The sequence below is a fragment of the Pseudomonas sp. S3_B11 genome (assembly GCF_054667715.1).
Genome location: NZ_CP162749.1, coordinates 6112812 through 6135414, shown reverse-complemented (window position 1 = coordinate 6135414; position 22603 = coordinate 6112812). Strand labels below are relative to the sequence as shown.

Sequence of the window (22603 nt, the reverse complement as noted above, 5' to 3'; positions counted from 1 at the left end):
TGCTCGCGAATGCAATCTGTCAGTGCCATTGATGTTGCCTGACACACCGCCTTCGCGAGCAAGCTCGCTCCCACAGTTGTTCCGGTGTCGTCAGGCAATCAGCGGCGCAGCCATTACAACGATGAGATGACCGATGTTATTCAACCAAGCCTCACGCCTGGCCAAGATCACCAGCCCCCTGGGACCTGAGGTACTGCTGCTCAAGGACATGGGCGGCGGCGAAGAACTGGGGCGGCTGTTCAACTATGAGTTGCAGCTGCACTCGCTGGATAACGCCATCGACCTCAATCAGGTGCTCGGCAAGCCCATGTGCGTGAGCCTGCAACTCGATGGCGGTGGCGAGCGTTATTTCCATGGCATCGTGGCCCGTTTCAGCCAGAACGTCGACCAGGGCCAGTTCGCCAGTTACCAGGCCACCCTGCGCCCGTGGTTTTGGCTGCTGACTCGTACCTCCGATTGCCGGATTTTCCAGAACCTCACCATCCCGCAGATCATCAAGCAGGTGTTCCGCGACTTGGGCTTTTCCGATTTCGAAGACGCCCTGAGCCGGCCTTATCGCGAGTGGGAATACTGCGTGCAGTATCGCGAGACCAGTTTCGACTTCGTCAGCCGCTTGATGGAGCAGGAAGGGATCTACTACTTCTTCCGCCATGAGCAAGGTCGACATGTGCTGGTGCTGGCCGACGCTTATGGAGCCCACACCACGGCGCCCGGCTACGGCTCGGTGCCCTACTACCCCAAGAACGAGCAGCAGCGCGAGCGTGACCACATACACGACTGGCACCTGGCCCAGGAAGTCCAGCCCGGCTCGCTGGAGCTCAACGACTACGACTTCCAACGCCCCAGCGCACGCATCGACGTACGCTCGGCCATGCCCCGCCCACACACTGCCGGCGACTATCCCCTGTACGACTACCCTGGCACCTACGTGCAGAGCCAGGACGGCGAACACTACGCCCGCACCCGCATCGAAGCCTTGCAGACCCAGCACGAACAGGTCGAACTGGCCGGCAACGCCCGCGGCTTGGGTTCGGGGCACCTGTTCAGCCTCACCGGCTTCAGCCGCCAGGACCAGAACCGCGAATACCTGATCGTCGGCGCCCGCTACTACCTCTCCCAGGAAAGCGGCGAAACCGGCGGCGGCGCGCCGACAGCACAGTTCGAAAGCAGCCTGACTTGCATCGACGCCCAACAGAGTTATCGCCCGCTGGCGACTACCCACCGCCCCATCGTCAAGGGGCCGCAGACCGCATTGGTGGTCGGCCCCAAAGGCGAGGAAATCTGGACCGACCAATTCGGCCGGGTAAAGGTGCATTTCTACTGGGACCGTCACGACCAATCCAACGAAAACAGCTCGTGCTGGATTCGTGTATCGCAGGCTTGGGCCGGCAAGAATTGGGGCTCGGTGCAGATCCCGCGCATTGGCCAGGAAGTGATCGTCAGCTTCCTTGAAGGCGACCCGGACCGGCCAATCGTCACCGGTCGCGTGTACAACGCCGAACAAACCGTGCCCTATGCGTTGCCCGCCAATGCCACTCAGAGCGGCACCAAAAGCCGTTCAAGCAAGGGCGGCACGCCAGCGAATTTCAACGAAATCCGCATGGAAGACAAAAAAGGCGCCGAACAGCTGTACATCCATGCCGAGCGCAATCAGGACATCGTGGTCGAGGTGGACGAGAGCCATTCGGTGGGCCACGACCGCAACAAAAGCATCGGCCACAACGAAACCGTACGGATTGGCCAAGACCGACTGCGGGCGGTGCAGCGCAACGATGCCCTGGTCGTCGGCGGCGCCAAGAGCGACAGCGTCGCGACCCAGTACCTCATGGAGGCAGGGTCGCAGATTCGACTGGTGTGCGGCAAAAGCGTGCTGGAGTTCAATGCCAGTGGCGAGATCAATATCTCGGGCACCGCGTTCAACATCTACGCCAGTGGCAATGGCAACATCGATACTGGCGGCCGTTTGGACCTCAACTCTGGAGGCGCCAGCGAAGTGGATGCCAAGGGCAAGGGCATCAAGGGTGTTATCGATGCGGCGGTAAAAGCGTTGTTCCCGGCGAAAGCCAAACACTGAGGTTCACGACCGGACCGTTGTAGGAGCTGCCGAAGGCTGCGATCTTTTGATCTTTCGCTTGAGACTCAAATATCTGGGGAAAGATCGCAGCCTCGTTGCACTCGACAGCTCCTACAACGCAGCCCAGCGGAAGCAATATCACGTGTTCGTAAGCATGTATTGGCCGGGCTGCGTCCACGCGACTCGCAAGTACTTGCCGCTCAGCAGTTGCTCGTCACGAAGATATTCGAAAACTTCGGAGGGGCACCATTCCTTGCCCGCCGAAAAGGCCACGCCCAATGAACGGAGTTCATCGAATACCTTTGCCTTCTGCTTGTTATCCGCGACCTGCAAAACGTAGACATCTTTCTCCGCCGCATTCGAAAACCCGATGGCACGCAGGGAAGAGTCCAGCGCGTTATCCATGATTCGAACACGAATCGAATCACCGTCGGCTCTTTCCACGTAGGCCTTCAACACATCATTTATCACTCAGAGATTGGCCGGCACGAAGTCAGGCCCGCCCAGCTTATCCCGAACGACCAGGGCGGTGCGCATCAGAGGCCCCCACAGGCCGTTCTGGCTGTTCCAGGTGCCGCCCGCCCACCGCGTGTCCTGAACAAGCTCAGCCTTGTTGAGCTCAAGCTGCTGCTGAAGGGCCAGCGCCACGGCGCCCATATCGATCTCGAACAGGTCGGCATAAAGCCCCTCGGGTTGTGCCTGCTTTTTGCTCAGGCAAAACCGGTAGTACCAGACCCACACCGCTGCGACATAAATCGCCCGATTGCGATCAGGGTAGGTTGCGAGAATCTTGAGCAAAGCCGCCACGAAGCGCCCAGGAAACTGAGGGTCGCGGGTCTGTTGCCAGTAACGCAGCACCAGCAAATCGAAAGCCGCGACGATGTTCTGCGGCTCTTCGTTATCGTTCTTGGCTTCTTGGAAGTAGAACGGCTCGCCGACAAGGAATTTATCCAGCTCGTCATTGGCCAGGGCCAGCAGCAATACATTATCTAGGTTGGCACTCATTGGACTCTCACTACATCCGGGTTCGCGAGCAGGAAATTGATGTCGTTATTGTGTGGGATGCCCACATTGTCCATGACCGCTTCGCGCATACCACCGGGGTGGGTCAAGCCGCCAGGACGCCACAGCGGGTTCGCCCCATATTCATTGCCGGTTGGCATGACCACCTTGGGGTTACTCAAGTCCATCATGTAGATCTCCTTGCCGGCCAGACTGCCCGGGTCATAGCCCAAGGCAGACTCCAACAGCGAAACGTCGCCGGTCTTTTTGAATTCAGCCACCACACCATGCAAATCTGACTTTGCCATGACGTATTTATTAGGGCTAAAAGTCTGGTACATAGGGTTGGCGATATCATCAGGCGTAAATAGAAACGCGCCGCCTTCATCCTGGAAAACTTTGAGATGCTTGTCGATATAGGACGCCTCGAGGTAATCGGCAGGATCCTTCGGGCGGCTGAACTTGGGCATCGAAGCGATATCGTCCGATGTGTGGCCCGGTTTGAAGGTCACCGAACGGGGCTTGGGCGCCGTACCGAGTTTCGCCATTTTCGGGCCCAGGCCCAAAAGCACCATCCCCGCCACGCCCTGGAGCAGGTCCCGGTAACCCGGCCCCAAGCGATCCCCTAAATCCCCCAGCAACGCCATGCCAGCCATCATCGTGCCGCCGATCACCACAAAACCGACCAAAGCGGCGACACCCGCCATGGCCGCGAGAATCGCGGCGCCCCCCATGGCCAATAATCCCAATGCTTCCAACCCGGTGTGCATCCAGCCTTCGATGTCCAGGACAAACGCCACCGAAACCGTCGGCCCCCCAATAAACGTATTCGGGCTGCCGGTCTTGATGTGAGCGCCGCACACCATTTTGCTGTGCAAGCGCGCCGCCGGCTTTCCGTTGATGAAGACCGTGGCGCTGCCTTCGGCGATCAGCACCGGGAAAGGCCAGATCGGGTGGTTCATCGGCAGCCCGGTGCAGGAAGACGAAACGTCTTCGCCCGCCCGCATGGCATTGCGGTCGTTGATGTAGACGTTGAAGCTGCCCATTATCAACGCCCCCGTGGTCGGCTCAGGCAGGTTGAAGATGGTGGAGAGGCCCTTGACGATCTGGAACATCGACAAGCCGCCAGCCGCAATCGAGCCGGCCATGATCGCCAGGGCCACGCCGCCCGTGGCGACAGTCGCGGCAACGACCGCAGCGCCGATCAAGGCACCGGCCACGGCTCCGGCGACCATCGCGGCCAACCCGAACCCGTGGGCTATTTCGTCACCCAGACGTGCCGCTGCCTGTGCATCCATTGCGCGCATCTACCTTACTGATTCGTATGACTGCTCAGTGGGACGTATCGATGCTCAGATGATCGGAGGCTGTGGCTTGAACGAATGCATCGCCACCTTCCAGGCCGGCTCATGGTAGGCGAAATCATTGGGTGTCGTGGTCAAGGTGGTGATCAGCACGGCTGGCTTACGCTCGATGAACACCTGGCGCAGCATCAGGTCGCGCCCCTCGCGTTGCCAGGTGTAATCCAGCAATGTGGCGGTATGCCCTTGCAGCACCGTGTCCCAGCGCTGGACCAGCTTGAAGCCCGGCAGTTGCTGCTCCGCGCTTTTGAGTTGGCGATCCACGTACTCGGCAAAAGGAGCGTCGCCCTGGCTGGCATCGCGGCTGATGACGAAACTGGCTTCTTTAGCGGGACCGACTGCCGGCAGCTTGAAAATATTGATGCTCTGGTCCTGCCAGGTATCGGGGATTTCGAGATCGGCTTCTTGAATGCGGTAAGAGGTCACAGTAATCGCTTTCCATGGACGTGAGGTGACGCGCGAAGGAGCAGATATTCAAGTAATGCCTGGTAACAATCAAGAACCGGGTTCCTCTGCCCCAAGTAACGAACTACATTATGCGATCAGCGTCACTACTCTAGCGATCAAGCGCCCCGTAGGAGCTGCCGAAGGCTGCGATCTTTTGATCTTTCGCTTTAGACTCAAGGGTCTGGGCAAAGATCGCAGCCTCGCGTTGCTCGACAGCTCCTACGGGAATGCAAGGCATCAACAAGGGATAATTGATGTTATTCAACCAAGCCTCACGCCTGGCCAAGATCACCAGCCCCCTCGGACCTGAGGTGCTGTTGCTCAAGGACATGGGCGGCGGTGAAGAATTGGGGCGGCTGTTCAACTACGAGTTGCAGCTGCACTCGCTGGACAACGCCATCGACTTGAATCAACTGCTCGGCAAGCCCATGTGCGTGAGCCTGCAGCTCGATGGCGGTGGCGAGCGCTACTTCCATGGCATCGTTGCCCGTTGCAGCCAGAACGTCGACCAGGGCCAGTTCGCCAGTTACCAGGCCACCCTGCGCCCGTGGTTTTGGCTGCTGACTCGTACCTCCGATTGCCGGATTTTCCAGAACCTCACCATCCCGCAGATCATCAAGCAGGTGTTCCGCGACTTGGGCTTTTCCGATTTCGAAGACGCCCTGAGCCGGCCTTATCGCGAGTGGGAATACTGCGTGCAGTATCGCGAGACCAGTTTCGACTTCGTCAGCCGCTTGATGGAGCAGGAAGGGATCTACTACTTCTTCCGCCATGAGCAAGGTCGACATGTGCTGGTGCTGGCCGACGCTTATGGAGCCCACACCACGGCGCCCGGCTACGGCTCGGTGCCCTACTACCCCAAGAACGAGCAGCAGCGCGAGCGTGACCACATACACGACTGGCACCTGGCCCAGGAAGTCCAGCCCGGCTCGCTGGAGCTCAACGACTACGACTTCCAACGCCCCAGCGCACGCATCGACGTACGCTCGGCCATGCCCCGCCCACACACTGCCGGCGACTATCCCCTGTACGACTACCCTGGCACCTACGTGCAGAGCCAGGACGGCGAACACTACGCCCGCACCCGCATCGAAGCCTTGCAGACCCAGCACGAACAGGTCGAACTGGCCGGCAACGCCCGCGGCTTGGGTTCGGGGCACCTGTTCAGCCTCACCGGCTTCAGCCGCCAGGACCAGAACCGCGAATACCTGATCGTCGGCGCCCGCTACTACCTCTCCCAGGAAAGCGGCGAAACCGGCGGCGGCGCGCCGACAGCACAGTTCGAAAGCAGCCTGACTTGCATCGACGCCCAACAGAGTTATCGCCCGCTGGCGACTACCCACCGCCCCATCGTCAAGGGGCCGCAGACCGCATTGGTGGTCGGCCCCAAAGGCGAGGAAATCTGGACCGACCAATTCGGCCGGGTAAAGGTGCATTTCTACTGGGACCGTCACGACCAATCCAACGAAAACAGCTCGTGCTGGATTCGTGTATCGCAGGCTTGGGCCGGCAAGAATTGGGGCTCGGTGCAGATCCCGCGCATTGGCCAAGAAGTGATCGTCAGCTTCCTTGAAGGCGACCCGGACCGGCCAATCGTCACCGGTCGCGTGTACAACGCCGAGCAGACCGTGCCTTACGACCTGCCTGAGAACGCGACCCAGAGCGGCATGAAAAGCCGTTCGAGCAAGGGCGGCACGCCAGCGAACTTCAACGAAATCCGCATGGAAGACAAGAAAGGCGCCGAGCAGCTGTACATCCACGCCGAGCGCAACCAGGACATCGTGGTCGAGGTGGACGAGAGCCATTCGGTGGGCCATGACCGCAACAAGAGCATCGGCCACAACGAAACGGTGACCATCGGCAACAACCGCCTGCGCATCGTCAAGCAGGAGGACATCCTCTCGGTGGGCCAGCGCAAGACCGACAGCATCAGCCAGAGCTACGTCATCGAAGTGGGCGAGAACCTGCGCCTGGTGTGCGGTGAAAGCATCCTGGAACTCAACGCCAGCGGCCAGATCAACCTGACCGGCGTGCAGATCAGCTTCTACGCCAGCGGCGACGCCGAGTTCAACACTGGCGGCGTGCTGCACCTGAACAACGGCGGCGGCCCCGGTGCCACGCCGGACGGCCAGGGCGTCAAGGGCAGCATCGACGCCAACATCAGCGCCGCGTTCCCCAAGGGCTAACTTCGAGATTTATGCGCCATGACTTACCGCCTCAATGAATTCCAGCTCCAACTGCCGCCAAGCGAGTTGCTGGACGCGACGATCAACATCCTCAAGTTCCCTGAGCTGGGCACCTCCTTGATCGTCAGCCGCAGCCTGCTGGCCGAGGGCGAGACCCTGCAAAGCAACCTCGACGACCAGCTCAAGCGCCTGGAAAAACAGGTCCAGCAACTGCGCTGCCAACCGGGCGCCACCGTGCGCGTGGGCGCCAGCCAGGAAGTCGAGGCCATCGAATTGCGCAGCCAGTTCAACAAGGGCAACGAAAAGGTCTTCCAATATCAGCTCGCACTGGTACTGCCCGGCACCCGCAAGATGCTTGCCCTGAGCTATGTGAAAGCCGAGAAGCTGGGCGATGCCGAAGCGGCGCATTGGGCGACGATCAAGGGGTCGCTGGTGTTCGACACCCAACCCTGACCCTTGCTCGCGATAGCAGTGGACCAGTCACTGATGAGGTTGACTGAAAGGGCCTCATCGCGAGCAAGCTCGCTCCCACAGGGGATTGGCGGCGGCCAGGGAGTTCGATCTCACCACTGATCAAATGTGGGAGCGAGCTTGCTCGCGATAGCGGTGGGTCAGCTTGCATGGATGCCGGATAACGATGATGCAGCCCCGGCTGCCGTCGACGTACAACCCTACCGACAACACACTGATTCCTTTGGCAGGTTTCAACATGGGACTGGAAGACGAATACGTGGGCGATGACGGTTGGCGAAGTTTTGTACGCTTGTATGAAGAGGATTATCTCGATGACAACGCGCGTACGTTGGCCAAGGTCATGGATGAGCACCTTGATTTGGCCGTCGTGCTTTATGGTAAAAGAGGGCTCAAAGAAGGGTTGTGGTGGATGGAGCAAAAAGTGCCCGCGCTAGGTGATCTACGCCCCACCGATTGTCTCAAGAAACCAAAGCTGATCAAGCGCCTGAAAATGGCATTAATGAGCATGCCATAACCCACAAGGACACCGGCGCAATGGAAGGCATCAAATTGCTTGAACCCACGGTCATCAGCCCCCCTACCCGCCTGAGCAACGTACATGTCTGACGCGCTCTGGGCCGCCCGCCTGGGCGATGCACTCAACCACACCTCGATGATGGCCGACATCCTTGGCGGCGTATTGGAGGTGGCGGCCAACATCGCGATCACCGCCCTGGCGACCGCCGCCGTGGTCGCGGCCACGGGCATCACCGTGGTTACCGGCGGCCTGGGTTGCTTCGTCCTGGGCCTGGTGGTGGGCACCATCGTCGGCCTGGCCATGAGCAAGACCGGGGCCGACAAAGGCCTGAGCAATTTATGCGAGGGCATCGGCAACGCCCTCTTTCCGCCCACGGTGCAGGCCAACATCCTCACCGGCTCCAAGGACACCTTCACCAACAACATCCCCTCGGCCCGCGCCGCCGGCGCTGTTGTTTCCCATGTCGCACCGGCCGGCACCGAACTGGAAATGCCCGAGCCGGAAGAAGAACCCAGTTACCTGGACATGGCCGGGAATTTCTTCTCGCAGATGTGGCGCCCCACTGTCGCCTCGCCCGCCCCCGGTACGGAGACCCGGCCGGAAGACCTGGTGATCTGCACCAAGCACCCACCCATGCCACCGCAGTTCATGGCCGAAGGTTCGGACAAGGTCACCATCAACGGCCAGCCCGCCGTGCGCAGCGGCGACCGCAGTACCTGCGATGCGACCGTGGTGTCGGCCGGGCTGATTTCCCCTGACGTGACCATTGGCGGCGGTTCGGTGGTGGTGCGCGAGATCCGCAGCGGCAAGACCCCGGGCGTAGGCCTGGCGGTCACCGCGCTGCTGATGCTCAAGGGCGGCAAGGGCAAATTTTTCAGCAAACTGCCGTGCATGCTGGTGGGCGGCGCGGTGTCCATGGCCGTCAGCAGCGCGGCGAACGCGGCCGCCAACGCCGCCCTGGGTTCGTCGAACCCGGTGCATGCCGCTACCGGGGCCAAGGTGCTAGGCGGTGACGAGGACCTGGATTTCGTCTTGCCCGGCATCCTGCCGATTGACTGGCAACGCGTGTACAACAGCCGCGACGAACGCCAAGACAGCCTGTTCGGCGCCGGCTGGAGCGTCGCCTACGAAGTCCAGGTAGAAATCCTGCCCCACCCCGAGGGCGGCGAAACCCTGGTCTACACCGACGAACAAGGCCGGCCCATCGACATGGGTTCCATCCCGTTGGGCGGCGCGGTGTTCAGCGCCGGCGAAGGCCTGGCCGTGCGCCGTCATGTGAACGGGCAATTGCTGATCGAAAGCGACGACGGCCTGTACCGCTTGTTCGAACCTTCACCAGCCAACCCTTCGCACCTGCGCCTGAGCCAACTGGGCGACCGCAACGACAACCGCATCCACCTCGACTACGACGACGCCGGACGCCTGGTGCGACTGCGCGACACCTTCGACCTGGTGCAAGTCGAGCTGATCCGCGCAGGCGAACGCGTCACCCACATCGAACGCCTCTACCCCGACCAATCGCGGGAAGTGCTGGTCAGCTACGCCCACGACGCGGCCAACACCCTCGCCGAAGTGCGCGACGCCACCGGCCAGGTGCAACGGCGCTTCAGCTACGACGCCGGGCAGCGGATGGTCGAGCACCAGTTGCCCAGCGGCCTGCACTGCTTCTACGAATGGGCCCTGATCGACGACCAGGAATGGCGCGTGGTCCGGCACTGGACCGACGAAGGCGACGCCTACCAGTTCGACTATGACCTCAAGGCGGGCATCACCCGCATCAGCGACAGCCTGCAACGCGTCAGCACCCGGCACTGGAACAGCCAGCACCAGATCACCCAGTTCACTGACAACCTCGGCCAGACCTGGCTGTTCGAATGGAACGATGAGCGCCAGTTGCTCAGCGCCACCGATCCACAGGGCGGCCAGTACCAATTCAGCTACGACGACGCCGGCAACCTGCTCAGCGAAACCGACCCGTTGGGCCGCAGCGAATCCACCCTCTGGCTCGAACACTGGGCCCTGCCGCTGGTAGACACCGACGCCGCCGGCCACAGCTGGAAATACCGCTACGATCAACGCGGCAACTGCACGGAGGAAACCGACCCACTGGGCCACATCACCCACTACCGCTACGACACCCACGGCCAGGTCGTGGAGATCATCGACGCCACCGGCAAAAGCAAAAAGCTGCGCTGGAACCCGTTCGGCCAATTGGTGGAGCACGTCGATTGCTCGGGTTACCCGACGCGCTTCAGCTACGACGCGCGCGGTTACCTGCAAATCATCACCGACGCCCTCGGCGAGCGCACCCAATTCCGCTACGACGCCCAGGGGCGTCTGCTCAGCAGCCAATTGCCGGACGGCCGCACCGAACACTACCAGCGCGACACCGCCGGCCAACTCACCGGCTACACCGACCCGGCCGGGCATACCACGCTCTACCAACACAACCGCCGCGGCCAGGTCCGCCAACGCACAGACGCCCAAGGCCGGCAGGTGCAGTTCGCCTACGACAGCTTCGGCCGACTGCAAGCGCTGACCAACGAGAATGGCGAGAGCTACCGGTTTGCTTGGGATATCGGGGATCGGTTGACCGAACAACAAGACCTGGATGGCAGCGCCAAGCGCTACGACTACGACCGCCTCGACAACGTCGCGGCGGTGACGGCGATGCCTGCGCCGTACGGCACGGGCCTGGCGCTCATTCCCGAAACACCGCCGGCGCCCATCGTCCATCGCCTGGAACGCGACGCCGTGGGCCGGCTGATCGCCAAAGTCACCGACGATGGCCGCACCGAATACAGCTACGACCCGCTGGACCAACTCACCGCCGTCACCTTCACCGACCTGCAAGGCAACGCCCAGACCCTGAGCTTCGCCTACGACGCCACCGGCCAGCTGCTCGCCGAAAACAGCGCCGCCGGCAGCCTGCAACACCACTACGACGAACTCGGCAACCTGATCCAGACCCAACTGCCCGATGGCCGCTGGGTCAACCGCCTGTACTACGGCAGCGGCCACCTGCACCAGATCAACCTCGACGGCCAGGTCATCAGCGACTTCGAACGCGACCGCCTGCACCGCGAAGTGCTGCGCACCCAAGGGCAGATCAGCACCCGCAGCGAATACGACCGCAGCGGCCGCCTGCGCGCACGGCAACGCCGTCACAGCAGCCAACCCTCGCTGTTGCCGGCGGCGGTGCAAAAACACTTCGAGTACGACCCCGCCGACAACCTCATCGGCAAACTCGACCAGCAACCCGCCGCGCAACAGCGCCAGCTCCTGCACTACGACGCCACCGGCCGCATCATCGCCAGCCAGGACAGCCTGCATGGCCAGCGCGAGACCTTCACCTACGACGCCGCCGCCAACCTGCTCGACGGCCCGGCCTCCGGCGCCGGGCTGGTGGTGCACAACAAACTGCTGACCTACCAGGACAAGCGCTACCGCTACGACGCCTTCGGTCGGATGATCGAAAAACGCAGCGCCAAACGCGGCGTGCAGCACTTCACCTACGACGCCGAAAGCCGCTTGATCGAGGTGCGCAACGACAACGGCAGCGTGGTGAAAATGGCCTACGACCCGCTGGGCCGGCGCATCGAAAAAACCGAACACGACAGCAATGGTTACCCGCTGGGCGAAACTCGCTTCACCTGGGATGGCCTGCGCCTGTTGCAGGAACACCGCCACCAGCAAACCAGCCTGTACCTCTACGAAGACGACGGCTACGAACCCCTGGCCCGCGTCGACGGCAGCGGCCCGCTGCAAAAGATCCGCTACTACCACAACGACCTCAACGGCCTGCCGGAACAACTCACCGAAGCCGACGGACACAACGTTTGGCAGGCTACGTATCGGGTGTGGGGCAATACGCTGGAAGAGGTGCGCGAGCCGTACTACATCGAAGAGCAGAATTTGCGGTTCCAGGGGCAGTACCTGGATCGGGAAACCGGGCTGCATTTCAATACGTTCAGGTTTTATGATCCGGATGTGGGGCGGTTTACTACGCCGGATCCGATTGGGTTGGCGGGGGGCATTAATTTCTACGCTTATGCGCCGAATCCTGCAGGGTATGCCGACCCACTGGGACTGAGCTGTACCTCGGCCAAAGGATTTGCCAGAAAAAATACGATAACCCAACGATGGACTGGAAAACTAACAGGGAAAAAACCTGCTGACGTCGACGGCTACCTGACATCGCGAGGATGGACCAAAACCTATCCACAAGCCGGCAGACCGGATGCGATTCAGCACGTCCAGTATGTGCGCAGTACAAAATCCGGAGCCACCTACAAGCTTGACTACCATCCAGGCGGCAGCCCTACCCAGCCCAACATCCATGGAAATGATTATTGGAAGGTCTATAAAGTCAATAAAGCCGGCGAAGATGTTGTATTCGGCAGGATTGGACATGGTGACTTTAAAAACTATGACCTTATAAAAGACTCCCCAGTTTACGTAAACGGTACGTTAATGAACGGTGGAATTTAAATGATTGATTTTGCAGCCGACATAAAATCCAAGCATTCAATTGCGAATATTTTATTGCAAGACAATATCTCGACCTATATGAATGAACTCTATGAAAACCATAAAGTCGAGATAAAAAACTACACATTACCTGACGGCGAGACAAGAACAGCGTACATAATCGATAGTACGCTCACCCTCTCGACCCTACCTGACGGAACAATTTTCTCAATAGGTTGTAACCCGCGCTACAAAGGGCTTTACCAAAATACGCTTTCCACAGGAATGCCTTTTGACCAGATAAAAAAACTAACCGAACGCCAACGCATATTTAATGGCGTCATAATCCTCAATGAGGATTTCGGCCTCTGCTATATCTTGCCAACACCTTATGACGAGATAGCTGACAGCATCGAAAACATACCGCCGACGCTAACGCTGGATGAAATTTACATATCCGACTTTTCTTCCTGGCGTCATAAACCGCAATAACATAAACCATCAAATTATCCGTCTGAATTCCAGCTAGAAAGAGGCAGAGCGGAACGCTGGCTGAGCACAAGATTTGAGGCGAAACGCAGATCCCGTGGCGAGGGAGCTTGCTCCCGCTGGGTGGCGAAGCCGCCCCAAAAGGAACGTCATATTGAAGATTTAGTGGAAAGTCAGATCACTTCAATGCAGAACAAAAGGAGCATCCAAATGCGGCTGACCCTCAAAGAATCCGAACGCGCCCTCTCTATGCAAGAACTGAATGAGTTCCAGGAAAAATTCAATGTGGAATTACCGACAGCCTTTAAGCAATTTTATCTAAAGCACAACGGCGGCGATTTGTCTGAGAGTAGTAGCGAGAATGATTTCTTGCTGGGTGGATTCACTCCGATCAAATACGGACAAGCCCCTATCGAAACGGTCTATCGCGACTTGACGGACGACGCTCCGTCACTAAAACAAATGATCCCCTTTGCGTACGATCACGGTGGCAATTCCTTCCTCTTATCCGTTAAGGAAGCTGACTTCGGGAATATTTACCTGTACTTGATGGATGAAGAGGATCTGGCTTTCGTATGCGAATCATTTGAAGAATTCCTCGCTGAACTCACAGGCCAATAGAGTCATGTGTCATCGCTGGACAGGCTTACCATGCTGCCTGGAAATAACCTACCCACGAGCCTGTGAAGCGATTGCCTCACGAGGCTCGCTCAGGTCTACGTATGAGTATTGGATTTCAAGAGGACGTTACGAATCCAGAGTCATCAAAAAGAGCCGGCCGGCCCAGTTGCTCGTTGGAAAGTCGAGATTTTGAGCGAAGAAACGCGAATCGACGCAGGCAGGAACTAGACCCAGCGAGGCATTCAAGACCATGATCTTAAAAGAAATCTACCTGTACCCCGACTTGGGCGAATTCAGCGACGAAATTATTCATCCGTTTCGCGACCAAAGCCGATCGATTTGCAATTTTCTTGAGCGCAGCCTGAGTGCAGAAAAATTCGAAACGCCCAACTTCAAGAAAATCTGCTTTGTCGGCACCCGCCAAGCCGTCAATGAGCCCTATGTAAACTCCAGCGGCGCGCTCATCGTCAATGTCAGCCTGGATACCGAACTGTATAAAAAATGCACATCGGTCAACGAGCTCAATGAGTTCTTTATACAACTGTTGCTGGAAGGCTTGGAAAAATGCCGCCCACACATGGCCTTGCCCCTTGATCTGCTGAAAAACGCAATGGATGAGTTCCGCCGCAACCACTATAAAAACGAGTGGACCTTCAAGCAGAAAAAAATAAAAGGGTCGGACTATGTCTGCGCCCTGGAGAGCCAGTTAACCATCGACTGCTTCCTCATGAACCTTAAGGTCTTGAGGAAAGACACACCGGTACTCGACAAAGAAATTCTGCGAACCGCACCCGACGAAATAGCGTTCGGTCCGTACCTCAAAGACCTCAAGGAAGAAGGCGGCAGGATAAAAGTCATCGACAAGTCGGGCGTGGCCTTCTACACCACCACGGTTTCTAGCCTGGACAAGCTTTGACAGCTATCCAAGGAGCGACGTGCCGTTGGCCGACGAGCGCAGGTTAAGCGCAAATACCGTGGCGAGGGAGCTTGCTCCCGCTGGGCGGCGAAGCCGCCCCAAAACGGCCGGCGCATTCCTACAGAAAAACCGCTGCGCAACCGAGCGGGAGCAAGCTCCCTCGCCACGGGTTGCGGCTTGCTGGCGGAAATCGAAACTCAAATGGCCTGACTCAGGTTATTCAATTACCTTGAAACTCTGGCATGACCTCCGGAGCAGCATTGATGACTCAGATTTTTCATCACCGTGACCTACGTACTGGAATGCATCGCCAAGCATCCGGTCAATCGGGCTAACGAACTGCGCCCCTGGAGCGTGTCTCTTACACTCACAAACACTGCGAGGCTGCCTGACCCATGGCTAAAACTGTTCGCTTGCCAAAGCCCGAGCGTGACTTGTTGCTACTGCATATCGAGCTGAAGTGGATGACTCCAACGATTTGGCGTCGGTTCGCAGTGCCTGAAAACATTACCCTGGGCAGGTTGCATCAGGTGATCCAGATCGTGATGGGTTGGAGCGATTACCATCTGCATGAGTTTGAAATTGCCGGTGAGAATTATGGCGTGCCCGATCCTGATGGCTGGGGGCCGGCGGTGAATCCGGAAGCTCGTAAAACCTTGATCAAGGCACTGAACGGAAAGCGGGCATTCAATTATCTCTATGACTTCGGTGATAGCTGGCATCACCGCATCAAGGTCGAAAAAACATTATCCGCTACTGCCTGCCCTCAAGTGCCGTACTGCATCGAGGGCGCCAATGCTTGCCCACCGGAAGACGTGGGTGGAGGGCCGGGTTACGAAGTGTTTTTAGAGGCCATGGCTAACCCTGAACATCCCGAGCATGACGCTATGGTGGAATGGTACGGGGAGACCTTCGACCCGACGATCTTTGATTGCGAACGCGTGAATCAGTGGTTTAAACAGATCAAGGTCTGAGTTGAAACAGGTGGGGTTCGGATACTTACCCTTCAGATGGGTATGTAACGTGCTACCGCCATCGCGAGCTCGCTCCCCGCAGCAGCCCCAAAAATGCCGGCGCATTCCTACAGAAAAACCGTTGCGCCACCGAGCGAGAGCACGCCATCTCGCCCCGAATCCTGGGCATTACGAAGGCTTGTTTATTCTCCCTCCACAACGCGTCCACCAAGCTACGCATCCTTGCGCCATTGCCTACAACTACGCCAGAATCCGCCAGCTTGTGCGCCTTGCCGTCGGGCTCTATCGTTTCCCTGCCACTGCCCATCAGTGGTCGGGCTTGGCGGCCCGGTACACGAAAGGCGCAACAGCCCCTCAATAGGATTGCGATGCCTCTGGCATTGGCATTCCTATGTTATGGCGGGTTGCGCAAGGATCCCTTCGGGGATGCCGGGTTCCTTTCGTTCCGGTCCGCCAACCTTGTGTAATCCGTCACCCTATCTGCTTGGCGGCAGACGGTGATGGTTCCTCTTACGAAAGGAGCTGCACCATGTTCAAAATTACACCGAATCCCCCCGAAGCAGATCGCACCTCTGCGCCCACTCAATCCAAAACGAAGAAACAAGACGAAGCAGAAAAGCGCGCCTTGGATTACTACCTGCTACCGAAACCGGAAAAGTCCGAAGATGCATCCAAACCGGACCAGCTCTTCACCGTGGCAAAAAACGCCGACAACGAATGCCTGCTCGCCAACCTCAGCGAAAACCTGGCATCAGCCGACGCGATGATCAGCAACCTGGCCTTCGACCTGGAAGGCCCCCGCCGCCACATCGCCCTCGGCATCCAGCAACTGATCGAACTGAGTTCAATGCTGGCCAGCCGTGTGTTGGATAACGTCGACCCACGATAGCCGCCACACCACCAACCCGTGGCGAGGGAGCTTGCTCCCGCTGGGTGGCGAAGCCGCCCCAAAACAGGCCGGCGCATTTCTCCGGAAAAACCGCATCAGCCGGTTTACGACGGCTGCGCCGCCGAGCGGGAGCAAGCTCCCTCGCCACGAACAGCAGTCGTAGCGATCAAAATAGGGACTAGGTTATGGCTCGTTTCACCATTCAAGAATGTCACCACCAAGACGACACACCGCTCAAGGCGTCACGCAATCGAGCTGCACTAATACGCCGCTGCCCCGGATCAAACGCCAGCGCCATCCGTAGCACCGCCCAGCAACGCCTGGGCAGGTTGCACGGTGCCTTGAGCGGGCGCTCCAACCGGGCATCGCGGGCCTGGGTGGAAGGTAACCGTCGGAACGGGTGTTGGCCGCTCGCCAGTTCATACAGCACGCAAGCCACAGCGTAGACATCGGCACCCGCTGAAAGGGGCTCACCTTCAAGCAGTTCAGGCGCCGCGTAACCAGGGGTCCAGGCGTTAAGGCGTTCACGGTTCAGGTTTGGCAGATGCTGCGAAGGCCCTTCTTCGGCCAGGCCCAAACCGAAATCGAACAGACGCAGGCCTTCTTCGCTCAACATGATGTTGCTTGGCTTCACGTCACCATGCAGTACGCCACGGCCGTGGGCGTACGCCAGGGCATCGAGCAGCGGCACGGCGATAGCCTTGAGTTCGGACCAAGGCAACCCGTGGGGCCGTTCGCAAAGCAGTTTGTCCATGGTCAGGCCACGCATCAGCTCCATGGTGATGAAGGCCCGTCGTTGGGCTGTGTCCACTTCGAAGGTGTAGGGGCGCAAAATATTCGGGTGGTGCAATCGCCGCGTCATGGAAAACTCGCTGTAGAGCAGCGCACTCGCATCGGGTGACGCGTCGAATGCCTCGCTGAGCATCTTCACGGCAAGGTACGGATCGGGATCAGCGAATTGTTCGTGCAACAAATCCCGCGCGCGGTACACAACACCCATGCCGCCCGCCCCAAGCAAGCGTTCAAGGCGATAGCGTCCTGCGAGGATGTCCGGTGTTTCGCTGACGCAATGCTGACTGGATGTCACAGTAGACACCGCGTTGGCGAAGGAGGAATACGTGGGGTGGCTACCCTCTTCATTCACGGGCAGACCACCACGGCCGTCAGGTTATCCCGCGCCGGGCCACGCAGAACGTCGTCGAAAAGATGCTCCAACACCACGCGTGGCGAAGCCAGGTCCAAGGCACTGCCAAGGGCTTGCGCGCCAAGGCCTTGGTACAGGCCGTCACTGCACAGCAAGAACGTATCGCCCGGGTGAACATCCAGCTCCAACACCTCCAGCGTCAACTCTGGGGCGGCACCGACCGCGCGGGTCAGTGCCTTGGCCGCAGGATGGGCACAGGCCTCATCGCGACTGATGTGTTGCGTGTCGATCAGTTGCTGTTGCAGTGAATGGTCCTTGGTCAGCTGGTACAGTCGTCGACCGCGCCACAGATAACAACGGCTGTCGCCCGCCCAGATGCAGACCCCGCGGTTTCCTTCCAATAACAGCGCCACCACAGTGCTGCCGATAATGCCGGGATGATCTTCGGTGACGGTAAGTTCCTGGCTCAGTCGTCGGTTGGTCCAGCGCAGGCATTGGCGCACCGCTTTCGAACGTTCAGCCAAGTCCCGGTACAGCGGCAGCTCCGTCAGGTTGGCAACGATCAGCTGGCTGGCAATGTCACCCCCCGAGTGGCCACCCATGCCGTCGGCCACTGCCCACATCCCCTGTTGCGGGCAATCGAGAAAAGCATCCTCATTACGTGGCCGGGTCTTGCCAGGGTCCGTGCGCGCGGCGCTGTACCAGGGACCAGCCTCCATCAAAGCTGCACCGGCAGGCGAAAGGTGCGCAGCACACTCATATCGAAAGGGTTCGGCGTACGTTGGCTCGTCAACAGATAGTTGGCGCGCAGGCCACCCAGGTCCGCCTTCAATACGCGGACATCGCGCCCGGTCCGGTATTCGCTCTGCATCAGGTCGAACAACCGAAACAGCGACCACGGCCCGGTATTTTTCTCGATGCCCACGCCTCGTCCAACCATCTTGTCCAGCACCAGAAAGGTTCGACCATTCTGTGCGTCGCTTGGCCAGGTAAATGCCACCGGCAGGATCGGACCGTGGCGGTATTCAAGCATCTGGTCACCGAAACGGAATTCAGCACGGCTTACCGCCGGGTCCAGGGTGTACGGTTCAAGCTTGAACTGTACTTGCGGCTCGGTCGGGTTTTCGGCGAAAAAGCTCCGGCGGATGGTGTGCGCGGTTGCCATTTGATCGAGATAGACCCGGGACATTGGCAAGCTCTGACCGTCGATGCTGCGCAGACGGTAGTGTCCCGCCGAGCCGCTGACGAAGGGCTGCATGTAATTTTCGAAGAATCGATCGACGATGCCCTGGTCCTTGAAGAACTCCCGGAAGTCATTGAGCGCGACGTCGCTGGCACTGTGAGCACTGAACGGGTAACGCTTGTTGATCGCCTTGCCGTAAAAGCTGTACAGCTCGCCCTGATAACGCTGGTTCAGGTAACGATAAGCATCATTGAGCACCAAGCGCCAGCTGTCCTCGGCCATCACGTTGAACCACGCACTGACCGGCTGCGGCAAGCGGGCAGACGCACCACGCAGGTGACTCAATGCATCGCGCTGGCCGCCCATGCGGTGCCTGGCCAGCTCGAACGCCGCTTGTTCCGGGGCACTGGCGCGAGCCAGGTTCGCCAGTTGCAATTGCACCTCATCAATGGCCCGCAAGGCCTGGACCAGATCAGCCGTCGGACCATTGTCCGGGTCCAGCAGGCGATGCAGCGGCTCGAAACGCCGTCGCAAGGATTTTTGCGCAGTGTCCGGCAGATTTTCGGCCAAGGACACAGAGGCTTTCCCAGCCACGGCAGCGAGTTTTGTAACGGCATGTCCACCGTTCCCTGCCGCTTGCGTCAGATCGTCGATTTGCTCGGCAACAGCCTGGATTCGAGTGTGTTCGCGCACTTGCACCAGCATCCGCAGAATCGGCGAGTGAGCCGAGGTCAGCCCCGCGAGTTGCTCGGCGCCCTCACCTGGATTACTGATGGTTTGCAGGGCGACCTGGCCAACCGCTTCGCTCCAGTGGTCGGCATAATCACGAAAATACAGCTGTTCGAGTTCGACCATCAGGCGACGCATGTCCGTGCCGCTGAGGCCCTCGCCTTCACCCAGGACCCAGTTGTCCCGCAGCAACTCGGAGACCAATGCCGCACCCTGGATCGAAAAGTAGCGTTCGTAACCCTGGCGGGTATAGAAACCGGGAATCACACGGTCGGTGCCGACCAACAACGCACCTTGCGAGCCCAGGTGTTGGCTGAGTCGGTATTGCGGCAGATGGCTGGCCTGTTCATGCAGCATTCTGTACACGACGGCTGCCAGGGACTCACGGCGCAAGGCTTTCCGGGCCTGGGCCACCAGCGGTTCGTTGAGCGCATGAATAAAGGGCAGCTCCAACAGGCGCTCGAGGTGGGCATTCAGGCCCTCCTGTAGCGCCGTGTTGCCAGGGTGACGAAGCGACCCATCGTTGGCCAGCCAATCCTTGAGCCAGGCAACATCGCGGCGCTCTTGCAGGCCCAGCATCAAGTAGGCGCGCAGGCTGTTGAGAAGTTGCTCACGGTCATTCCAGTTGTTGCGGACATGCGCTTCCAGCCTCTGCGCAACCTTCGGCAACAGTCGCGCCTGTAATTCACGCTCGTAGGCGTCGGTCACCGCAGGGTTGCTCGCCTCGCCCTGGTACAGGCCGACGCGTTCATGCAAAGGCACCGCCCTGTAGGGTGGGAAAACCCGGGTTGCCTCGAAACGGATATCCAGTGATTCGAGCATCGCGGTCCAGTCATCAGCATTCGCCAGGCCTGATTGCTGCTGGTCCCAGCGTTGTGCCAGCGTACGCAAGCTGTCCAGTCGCTCGTGGTTGGCCGAAAAACCGTGCGCCCACAACAGCCCACACAGGCCAATGACCGTCAGCGCTCCGAAATACAAAACTCGCTGCCCCCAATGGAGACGACGGCGCTCGCGCTGAACGAGGTCAGTCAGATCGGCTTCCGGAAAAATCACCCGGCTGATCAAGTGATGGATGAACCGCGAGCGCCCGCTGGACGTGGTATTGGTTCGGCCCGGCGGCGATGCGCTAGTCAGATAGAAACCACGCAACGTACCGACGCTGCCGGTAAACGCCTGCTCGACCAGCAGACACAGGCCGGCACCGAGGTGTCCAAGTTGGTAAGGGAAATCAAGCATGCAGCTACGGCGCAGCGGGTCGCGCTCCTGATGCATGCGCATGATCACCTGGCTGTTGAGGCGATGCAGCAGCGCCTCGAACTCGGCACGTAACACGGCCACATCACTGCCACGCTGGTCCCGACTGAAACTTGCACCCAATACCTGGTCGTTTTCTTCGCGAGTCAACGAATCAAAGAACTCATTGAAACCTGGCACGCCGTCCGCTTTGCTCAGGACCAGATAAACCGGGGCATCAACGTGCAGTCGCTGTTGCAGTTCCTGCAGACGGCCACGAATCTGGCGGGCCAGCGTAGTCACTTCGTCCTCGCTGCCCAGCAACAGGACCTCGGTCGGTACCGTCACCAGTACACCGCTCAACGGACGACCGCGGCGACGCTTGCGCAGCAGTTCAAGCAATACGGCCCAGGCGCTGCTGTCGACATCACTGTCCGTTTGGGTCAGGTAGCGCCCGGCAGTGTCGACCAGCACGGCGTGCTCGGCAAAATACCAATCGCAATAACGGGTACCCGACGTGTCGCCGATTGGCTTGCGCTCAAGCTTGTCGAGAGGGAACTCCAGGCCCGAGCAGTCCAGCAGACGGGTCTTGCCGCTGGCAGGCGGGCCGATCAGCAGATACCACGGCAGATCGTTGCGCCAGCGTTCGCTGCGGCCGGGATAAAGGCTCGAGGACCTTAGCGTGGATAATGCCTGCTTGAAGCGCGAGCGCACTTCGCGCCGCTCATCATCAATCCTGGCTTGATGCAGGGCCCGAGCCTGCTCGGGGGCGTTTTGCTGGGGATTCGCGCTTGAACCACCGCGCCCATTGACGAAAACCATGGCCAGGCCCCAGCCCAGCAGAAGCACGCTGACGGTCAGCAACCGCGCCGTCGGGCTTGCCCAGAACTTGTAGTCATTAACGGCCAGGAGTGGCCCGACGAACCACACCAGCAACGCGATACAAAGCACCGCCAGCAGCGTCCAAATCCACGTCTGGCGCACCCAGGCACCGGCTTTCCTGAAAAGCAATTTCATGACACGTCCCTGTTTACGGCAGCGGCTGAGCGGCGACCGGCTCTGACAGTTGATAAGGTTGCAGTACGCTTCGGCGTTGCTCGTCCAATACCCAGGCGAAACTCGAGTACATCACCCCCAGGCAGACCAGCGTAAAAACCGCCACCGTCCAGGCCGGGACAATGCGCACCGGGCTGCGTCGCGCGCCATCGAAGCCTTCCCAGCGAGGCGACAGTTCACGAGGGATGTCACCGCGTGTCTGACTGATCAGCCGATACAGGGCATCGCGCAGACTTTCGAGCTCGAGCATCCCACGGGTCTGGACCCGATACTTGCCCTCGAAGCCCAGGGACAGGCAGAGATACAACAACTCAAGCATCGACAGGTGTTTGATGGGGTTTTTCGACAAGCGCTCAAGCAATTGAAAGACCTTCTCGCCACCGAAGGTTTCGTTGTGAAAAGTGCTGAGCAGGCTTATCTGTGACCAACCACCTCCATGGCCCCACGGTGTAGTGACGATCGCCTCGTCGATCGCTGAGCAGAGCACGTAACGCGCCGCGATCAACTGACTGTTTTCAACACCGTCCTGCAAGGCACAGGCTTCGAACTGCTCCAGGCCTCGCTTCAGTTCCCCTTTAAGGGCTTGCAGGTCCTCGCGTTCGCGGCCGTGCTTGAGTTGCACCATCTGCGACAACAATCCGGACGCCGCCGCGACCAGCGGATTAAGGCTGACATTGAGGGCCTGGGACCGCGGTAGGTGCGCGGCGTAGATCATTCGCTCTTGCAACTGTTCGAAACGTGGCGGCGCAACAGCGTCGGTCAAGGGGCCAGAAGCAGGACGTTGTCCATGGTGGTCGAGCAGGACGGTTGTTTCGTCCTGGGGATTTTCCTTATCCAT

Annotated in this window: 18 protein-coding genes; 10 read left to right on the top strand and 8 right to left on the bottom strand. The window is 59.4% G+C overall.

The window, feature by feature from the left end:
• The first annotated feature begins 133 nt into the window (after window positions 1–133).
• Complete coding sequence (locus AB4O22_RS27390) at window positions 134–2074, top strand: type VI secretion system Vgr family protein (RefSeq protein WP_460097588.1); 1941 nt, start codon at window positions 134–136, stop codon at window positions 2072–2074.
• Between the two features lie 138 nt (window positions 2075–2212).
• On the opposite strand, the gene AB4O22_RS27385 is transcribed toward AB4O22_RS27390, so the two are convergent.
• From AB4O22_RS27385 to AB4O22_RS27370, 4 genes are read right to left on the bottom strand one after another with little or no spacing between them, the layout of a single operon-like run.
• The gene (locus tag AB4O22_RS27385; protein ID WP_460097587.1) at window positions 2213–2533 is read right to left on the bottom strand and encodes a hypothetical protein; all 321 of its coding nucleotides are present in this window, start codon (window positions 2531–2533) and stop codon (window positions 2213–2215) included.
• A 12-nt stretch (window positions 2534–2545) separates the two neighbouring features.
• A complete protein-coding gene (locus tag AB4O22_RS27380) occupies window positions 2546–3079 on the bottom strand; it encodes a hypothetical protein (RefSeq protein ID WP_460097585.1) in 534 nt (177 codons plus the stop codon).
• Window positions 3076–4374: a PAAR domain-containing protein gene (locus tag AB4O22_RS27375; RefSeq protein WP_460097584.1), complete on the bottom strand. Its 1299-nt coding sequence runs from the start codon at window positions 4372–4374 to the stop codon at window positions 3076–3078. Before AB4O22_RS27375 ends, AB4O22_RS27380 begins: the two co-directional genes overlap by 4 nt.
• 54 nt (window positions 4375–4428) lie before the next feature.
• Window positions 4429–4863 carry a DUF1795 domain-containing protein gene (locus tag AB4O22_RS27370; protein WP_367860873.1) on the bottom strand — a complete coding sequence of 145 codons (435 nt, stop codon included), beginning with the start codon at window positions 4861–4863 and terminating at the stop codon, window positions 4429–4431.
• A gap of 275 nt (window positions 4864–5138) precedes the next feature.
• Here AB4O22_RS27370 and AB4O22_RS27365 point away from each other — a divergent pair, with 275 nt between their 5' ends.
• The 9 genes from AB4O22_RS27365 (at window position 5139) to AB4O22_RS27325 (ending at window position 16420) form a co-directional block, all read left to right on the top strand.
• Window positions 5139–7070, top strand: coding sequence for a type VI secretion system Vgr family protein (locus AB4O22_RS27365; protein ID WP_460097583.1), 1932 nt, complete (start codon window positions 5139–5141; stop codon window positions 7068–7070).
• 18 nt (window positions 7071–7088) lie between these two features.
• Window positions 7089–7523: a DcrB-related protein gene (locus AB4O22_RS27360; protein WP_092330986.1), complete on the top strand. Its 435-nt coding sequence runs from the start codon at window positions 7089–7091 to the stop codon at window positions 7521–7523.
• Window positions 7524–7707: 184 nt separating this feature from the next.
• Window positions 7708–8058: a hypothetical protein gene (locus AB4O22_RS27355; protein ID WP_236712346.1), complete on the top strand. Its 351-nt coding sequence runs from the start codon at window positions 7708–7710 to the stop codon at window positions 8056–8058.
• Between the two features lie 84 nt (window positions 8059–8142).
• The gene (locus tag AB4O22_RS27350; protein WP_436131992.1) at window positions 8143–12552 is read left to right on the top strand and encodes an RHS repeat-associated core domain-containing protein; all 4410 of its coding nucleotides are present in this window, start codon (window positions 8143–8145) and stop codon (window positions 12550–12552) included.
• Complete coding sequence (locus AB4O22_RS27345) at window positions 12553–13023, top strand: hypothetical protein (protein ID WP_028237770.1); 471 nt, start codon at window positions 12553–12555, stop codon at window positions 13021–13023. It begins immediately after the preceding gene.
• A 207-nt stretch (window positions 13024–13230) separates the two neighbouring features.
• Complete coding sequence (locus tag AB4O22_RS27340; RefSeq protein ID WP_028237769.1) at window positions 13231–13641, top strand: SMI1/KNR4 family protein; 411 nt, start codon at window positions 13231–13233, stop codon at window positions 13639–13641.
• A gap of 250 nt (window positions 13642–13891) precedes the next feature.
• Window positions 13892–14557 carry a hypothetical protein gene (locus AB4O22_RS27335; protein WP_460097576.1) on the top strand — a complete coding sequence of 222 codons (666 nt, stop codon included), beginning with the start codon at window positions 13892–13894 and terminating at the stop codon, window positions 14555–14557.
• Window positions 14558–14952: 395 nt separating this feature from the next.
• The gene (locus AB4O22_RS27330; protein ID WP_460097575.1) at window positions 14953–15531 is read left to right on the top strand and encodes a plasmid pRiA4b ORF-3 family protein; all 579 of its coding nucleotides are present in this window, start codon (window positions 14953–14955) and stop codon (window positions 15529–15531) included.
• 529 nt (window positions 15532–16060) lie between these two features.
• The gene (locus AB4O22_RS27325) at window positions 16061–16420 is read left to right on the top strand and encodes a DUF6124 family protein (RefSeq protein ID WP_460088627.1); all 360 of its coding nucleotides are present in this window, start codon (window positions 16061–16063) and stop codon (window positions 16418–16420) included.
• A 211-nt stretch (window positions 16421–16631) separates the two neighbouring features.
• Here AB4O22_RS27325 and AB4O22_RS27320 read toward each other — a convergent pair whose 3' ends face one another.
• The 4 genes from AB4O22_RS27320 to icmH are packed head-to-tail and all read right to left on the bottom strand — an operon-like array spanning window position 16632 to window position 22603.
• Window positions 16632–17516, bottom strand: a complete 885-nt coding sequence (locus tag AB4O22_RS27320; protein WP_460097762.1) for a serine/threonine-protein kinase — start codon at window positions 17514–17516, stop codon at window positions 16632–16634.
• 44 nt (window positions 17517–17560) lie between these two features.
• Window positions 17561–18286: a PP2C family protein-serine/threonine phosphatase gene (locus AB4O22_RS27315; RefSeq protein ID WP_027912823.1), complete on the bottom strand. Its 726-nt coding sequence runs from the start codon at window positions 18284–18286 to the stop codon at window positions 17561–17563.
• Window positions 18283–21726, bottom strand: a complete 3444-nt coding sequence (tssM, locus tag AB4O22_RS27310) for a type VI secretion system membrane subunit TssM (protein WP_460097573.1) — start codon at window positions 21724–21726, stop codon at window positions 18283–18285. The genes AB4O22_RS27315 and tssM overlap by 4 nt, the downstream gene beginning before the upstream one ends.
• Before the next feature lie 13 nt (window positions 21727–21739).
• Window positions 21740–22603: a type IVB secretion system protein IcmH/DotU gene (gene icmH / locus AB4O22_RS27305; RefSeq protein ID WP_027912825.1), complete on the bottom strand. Its 864-nt coding sequence runs from the start codon at window positions 22601–22603 to the stop codon at window positions 21740–21742.

Coding starts and splice junctions, on each gene's coding strand:
- AB4O22_RS27390 (WP_460097588.1), top strand. CDS start 134: ATGTTATTCAACCAAGCCTCACGCCTGGCCAAGATCACCAGCCCCCTG.
- AB4O22_RS27380 (WP_460097585.1), bottom strand. CDS start 3,079: ATGAGTGCCAACCTAGATAATGTATTGCTGCTGGCCCTGGCCAATGAC.
- AB4O22_RS27375 (WP_460097584.1), bottom strand. CDS start 4,374: ATGGATGCACAGGCAGCGGCACGTCTGGGTGACGAAATAGCCCACGGG.
- AB4O22_RS27365 (WP_460097583.1), top strand. CDS start 5,139: ATGTTATTCAACCAAGCCTCACGCCTGGCCAAGATCACCAGCCCCCTC.
- AB4O22_RS27360 (WP_092330986.1), top strand. CDS start 7,089: ATGACTTACCGCCTCAATGAATTCCAGCTCCAACTGCCGCCAAGCGAG.
- AB4O22_RS27355 (WP_236712346.1), top strand. CDS start 7,708: ATGATGCAGCCCCGGCTGCCGTCGACGTACAACCCTACCGACAACACA.
- AB4O22_RS27350 (WP_436131992.1), top strand. CDS start 8,143: ATGTCTGACGCGCTCTGGGCCGCCCGCCTGGGCGATGCACTCAACCAC.
- AB4O22_RS27345 (WP_028237770.1), top strand. CDS start 12,553: ATGATTGATTTTGCAGCCGACATAAAATCCAAGCATTCAATTGCGAAT.
- AB4O22_RS27340 (WP_028237769.1), top strand. CDS start 13,231: ATGCGGCTGACCCTCAAAGAATCCGAACGCGCCCTCTCTATGCAAGAA.
- AB4O22_RS27335 (WP_460097576.1), top strand. CDS start 13,892: ATGATCTTAAAAGAAATCTACCTGTACCCCGACTTGGGCGAATTCAGC.
- AB4O22_RS27330 (WP_460097575.1), top strand. CDS start 14,953: ATGGCTAAAACTGTTCGCTTGCCAAAGCCCGAGCGTGACTTGTTGCTA.
- AB4O22_RS27325 (WP_460088627.1), top strand. CDS start 16,061: ATGTTCAAAATTACACCGAATCCCCCCGAAGCAGATCGCACCTCTGCG.
- tssM (WP_460097573.1), bottom strand. CDS start 21,726: ATGAAATTGCTTTTCAGGAAAGCCGGTGCCTGGGTGCGCCAGACGTGG.
- icmH (WP_027912825.1), bottom strand. CDS start 22,603: ATGGATAAGGAAAATCCCCAGGACGAAACAACCGTCCTGCTCGACCAC.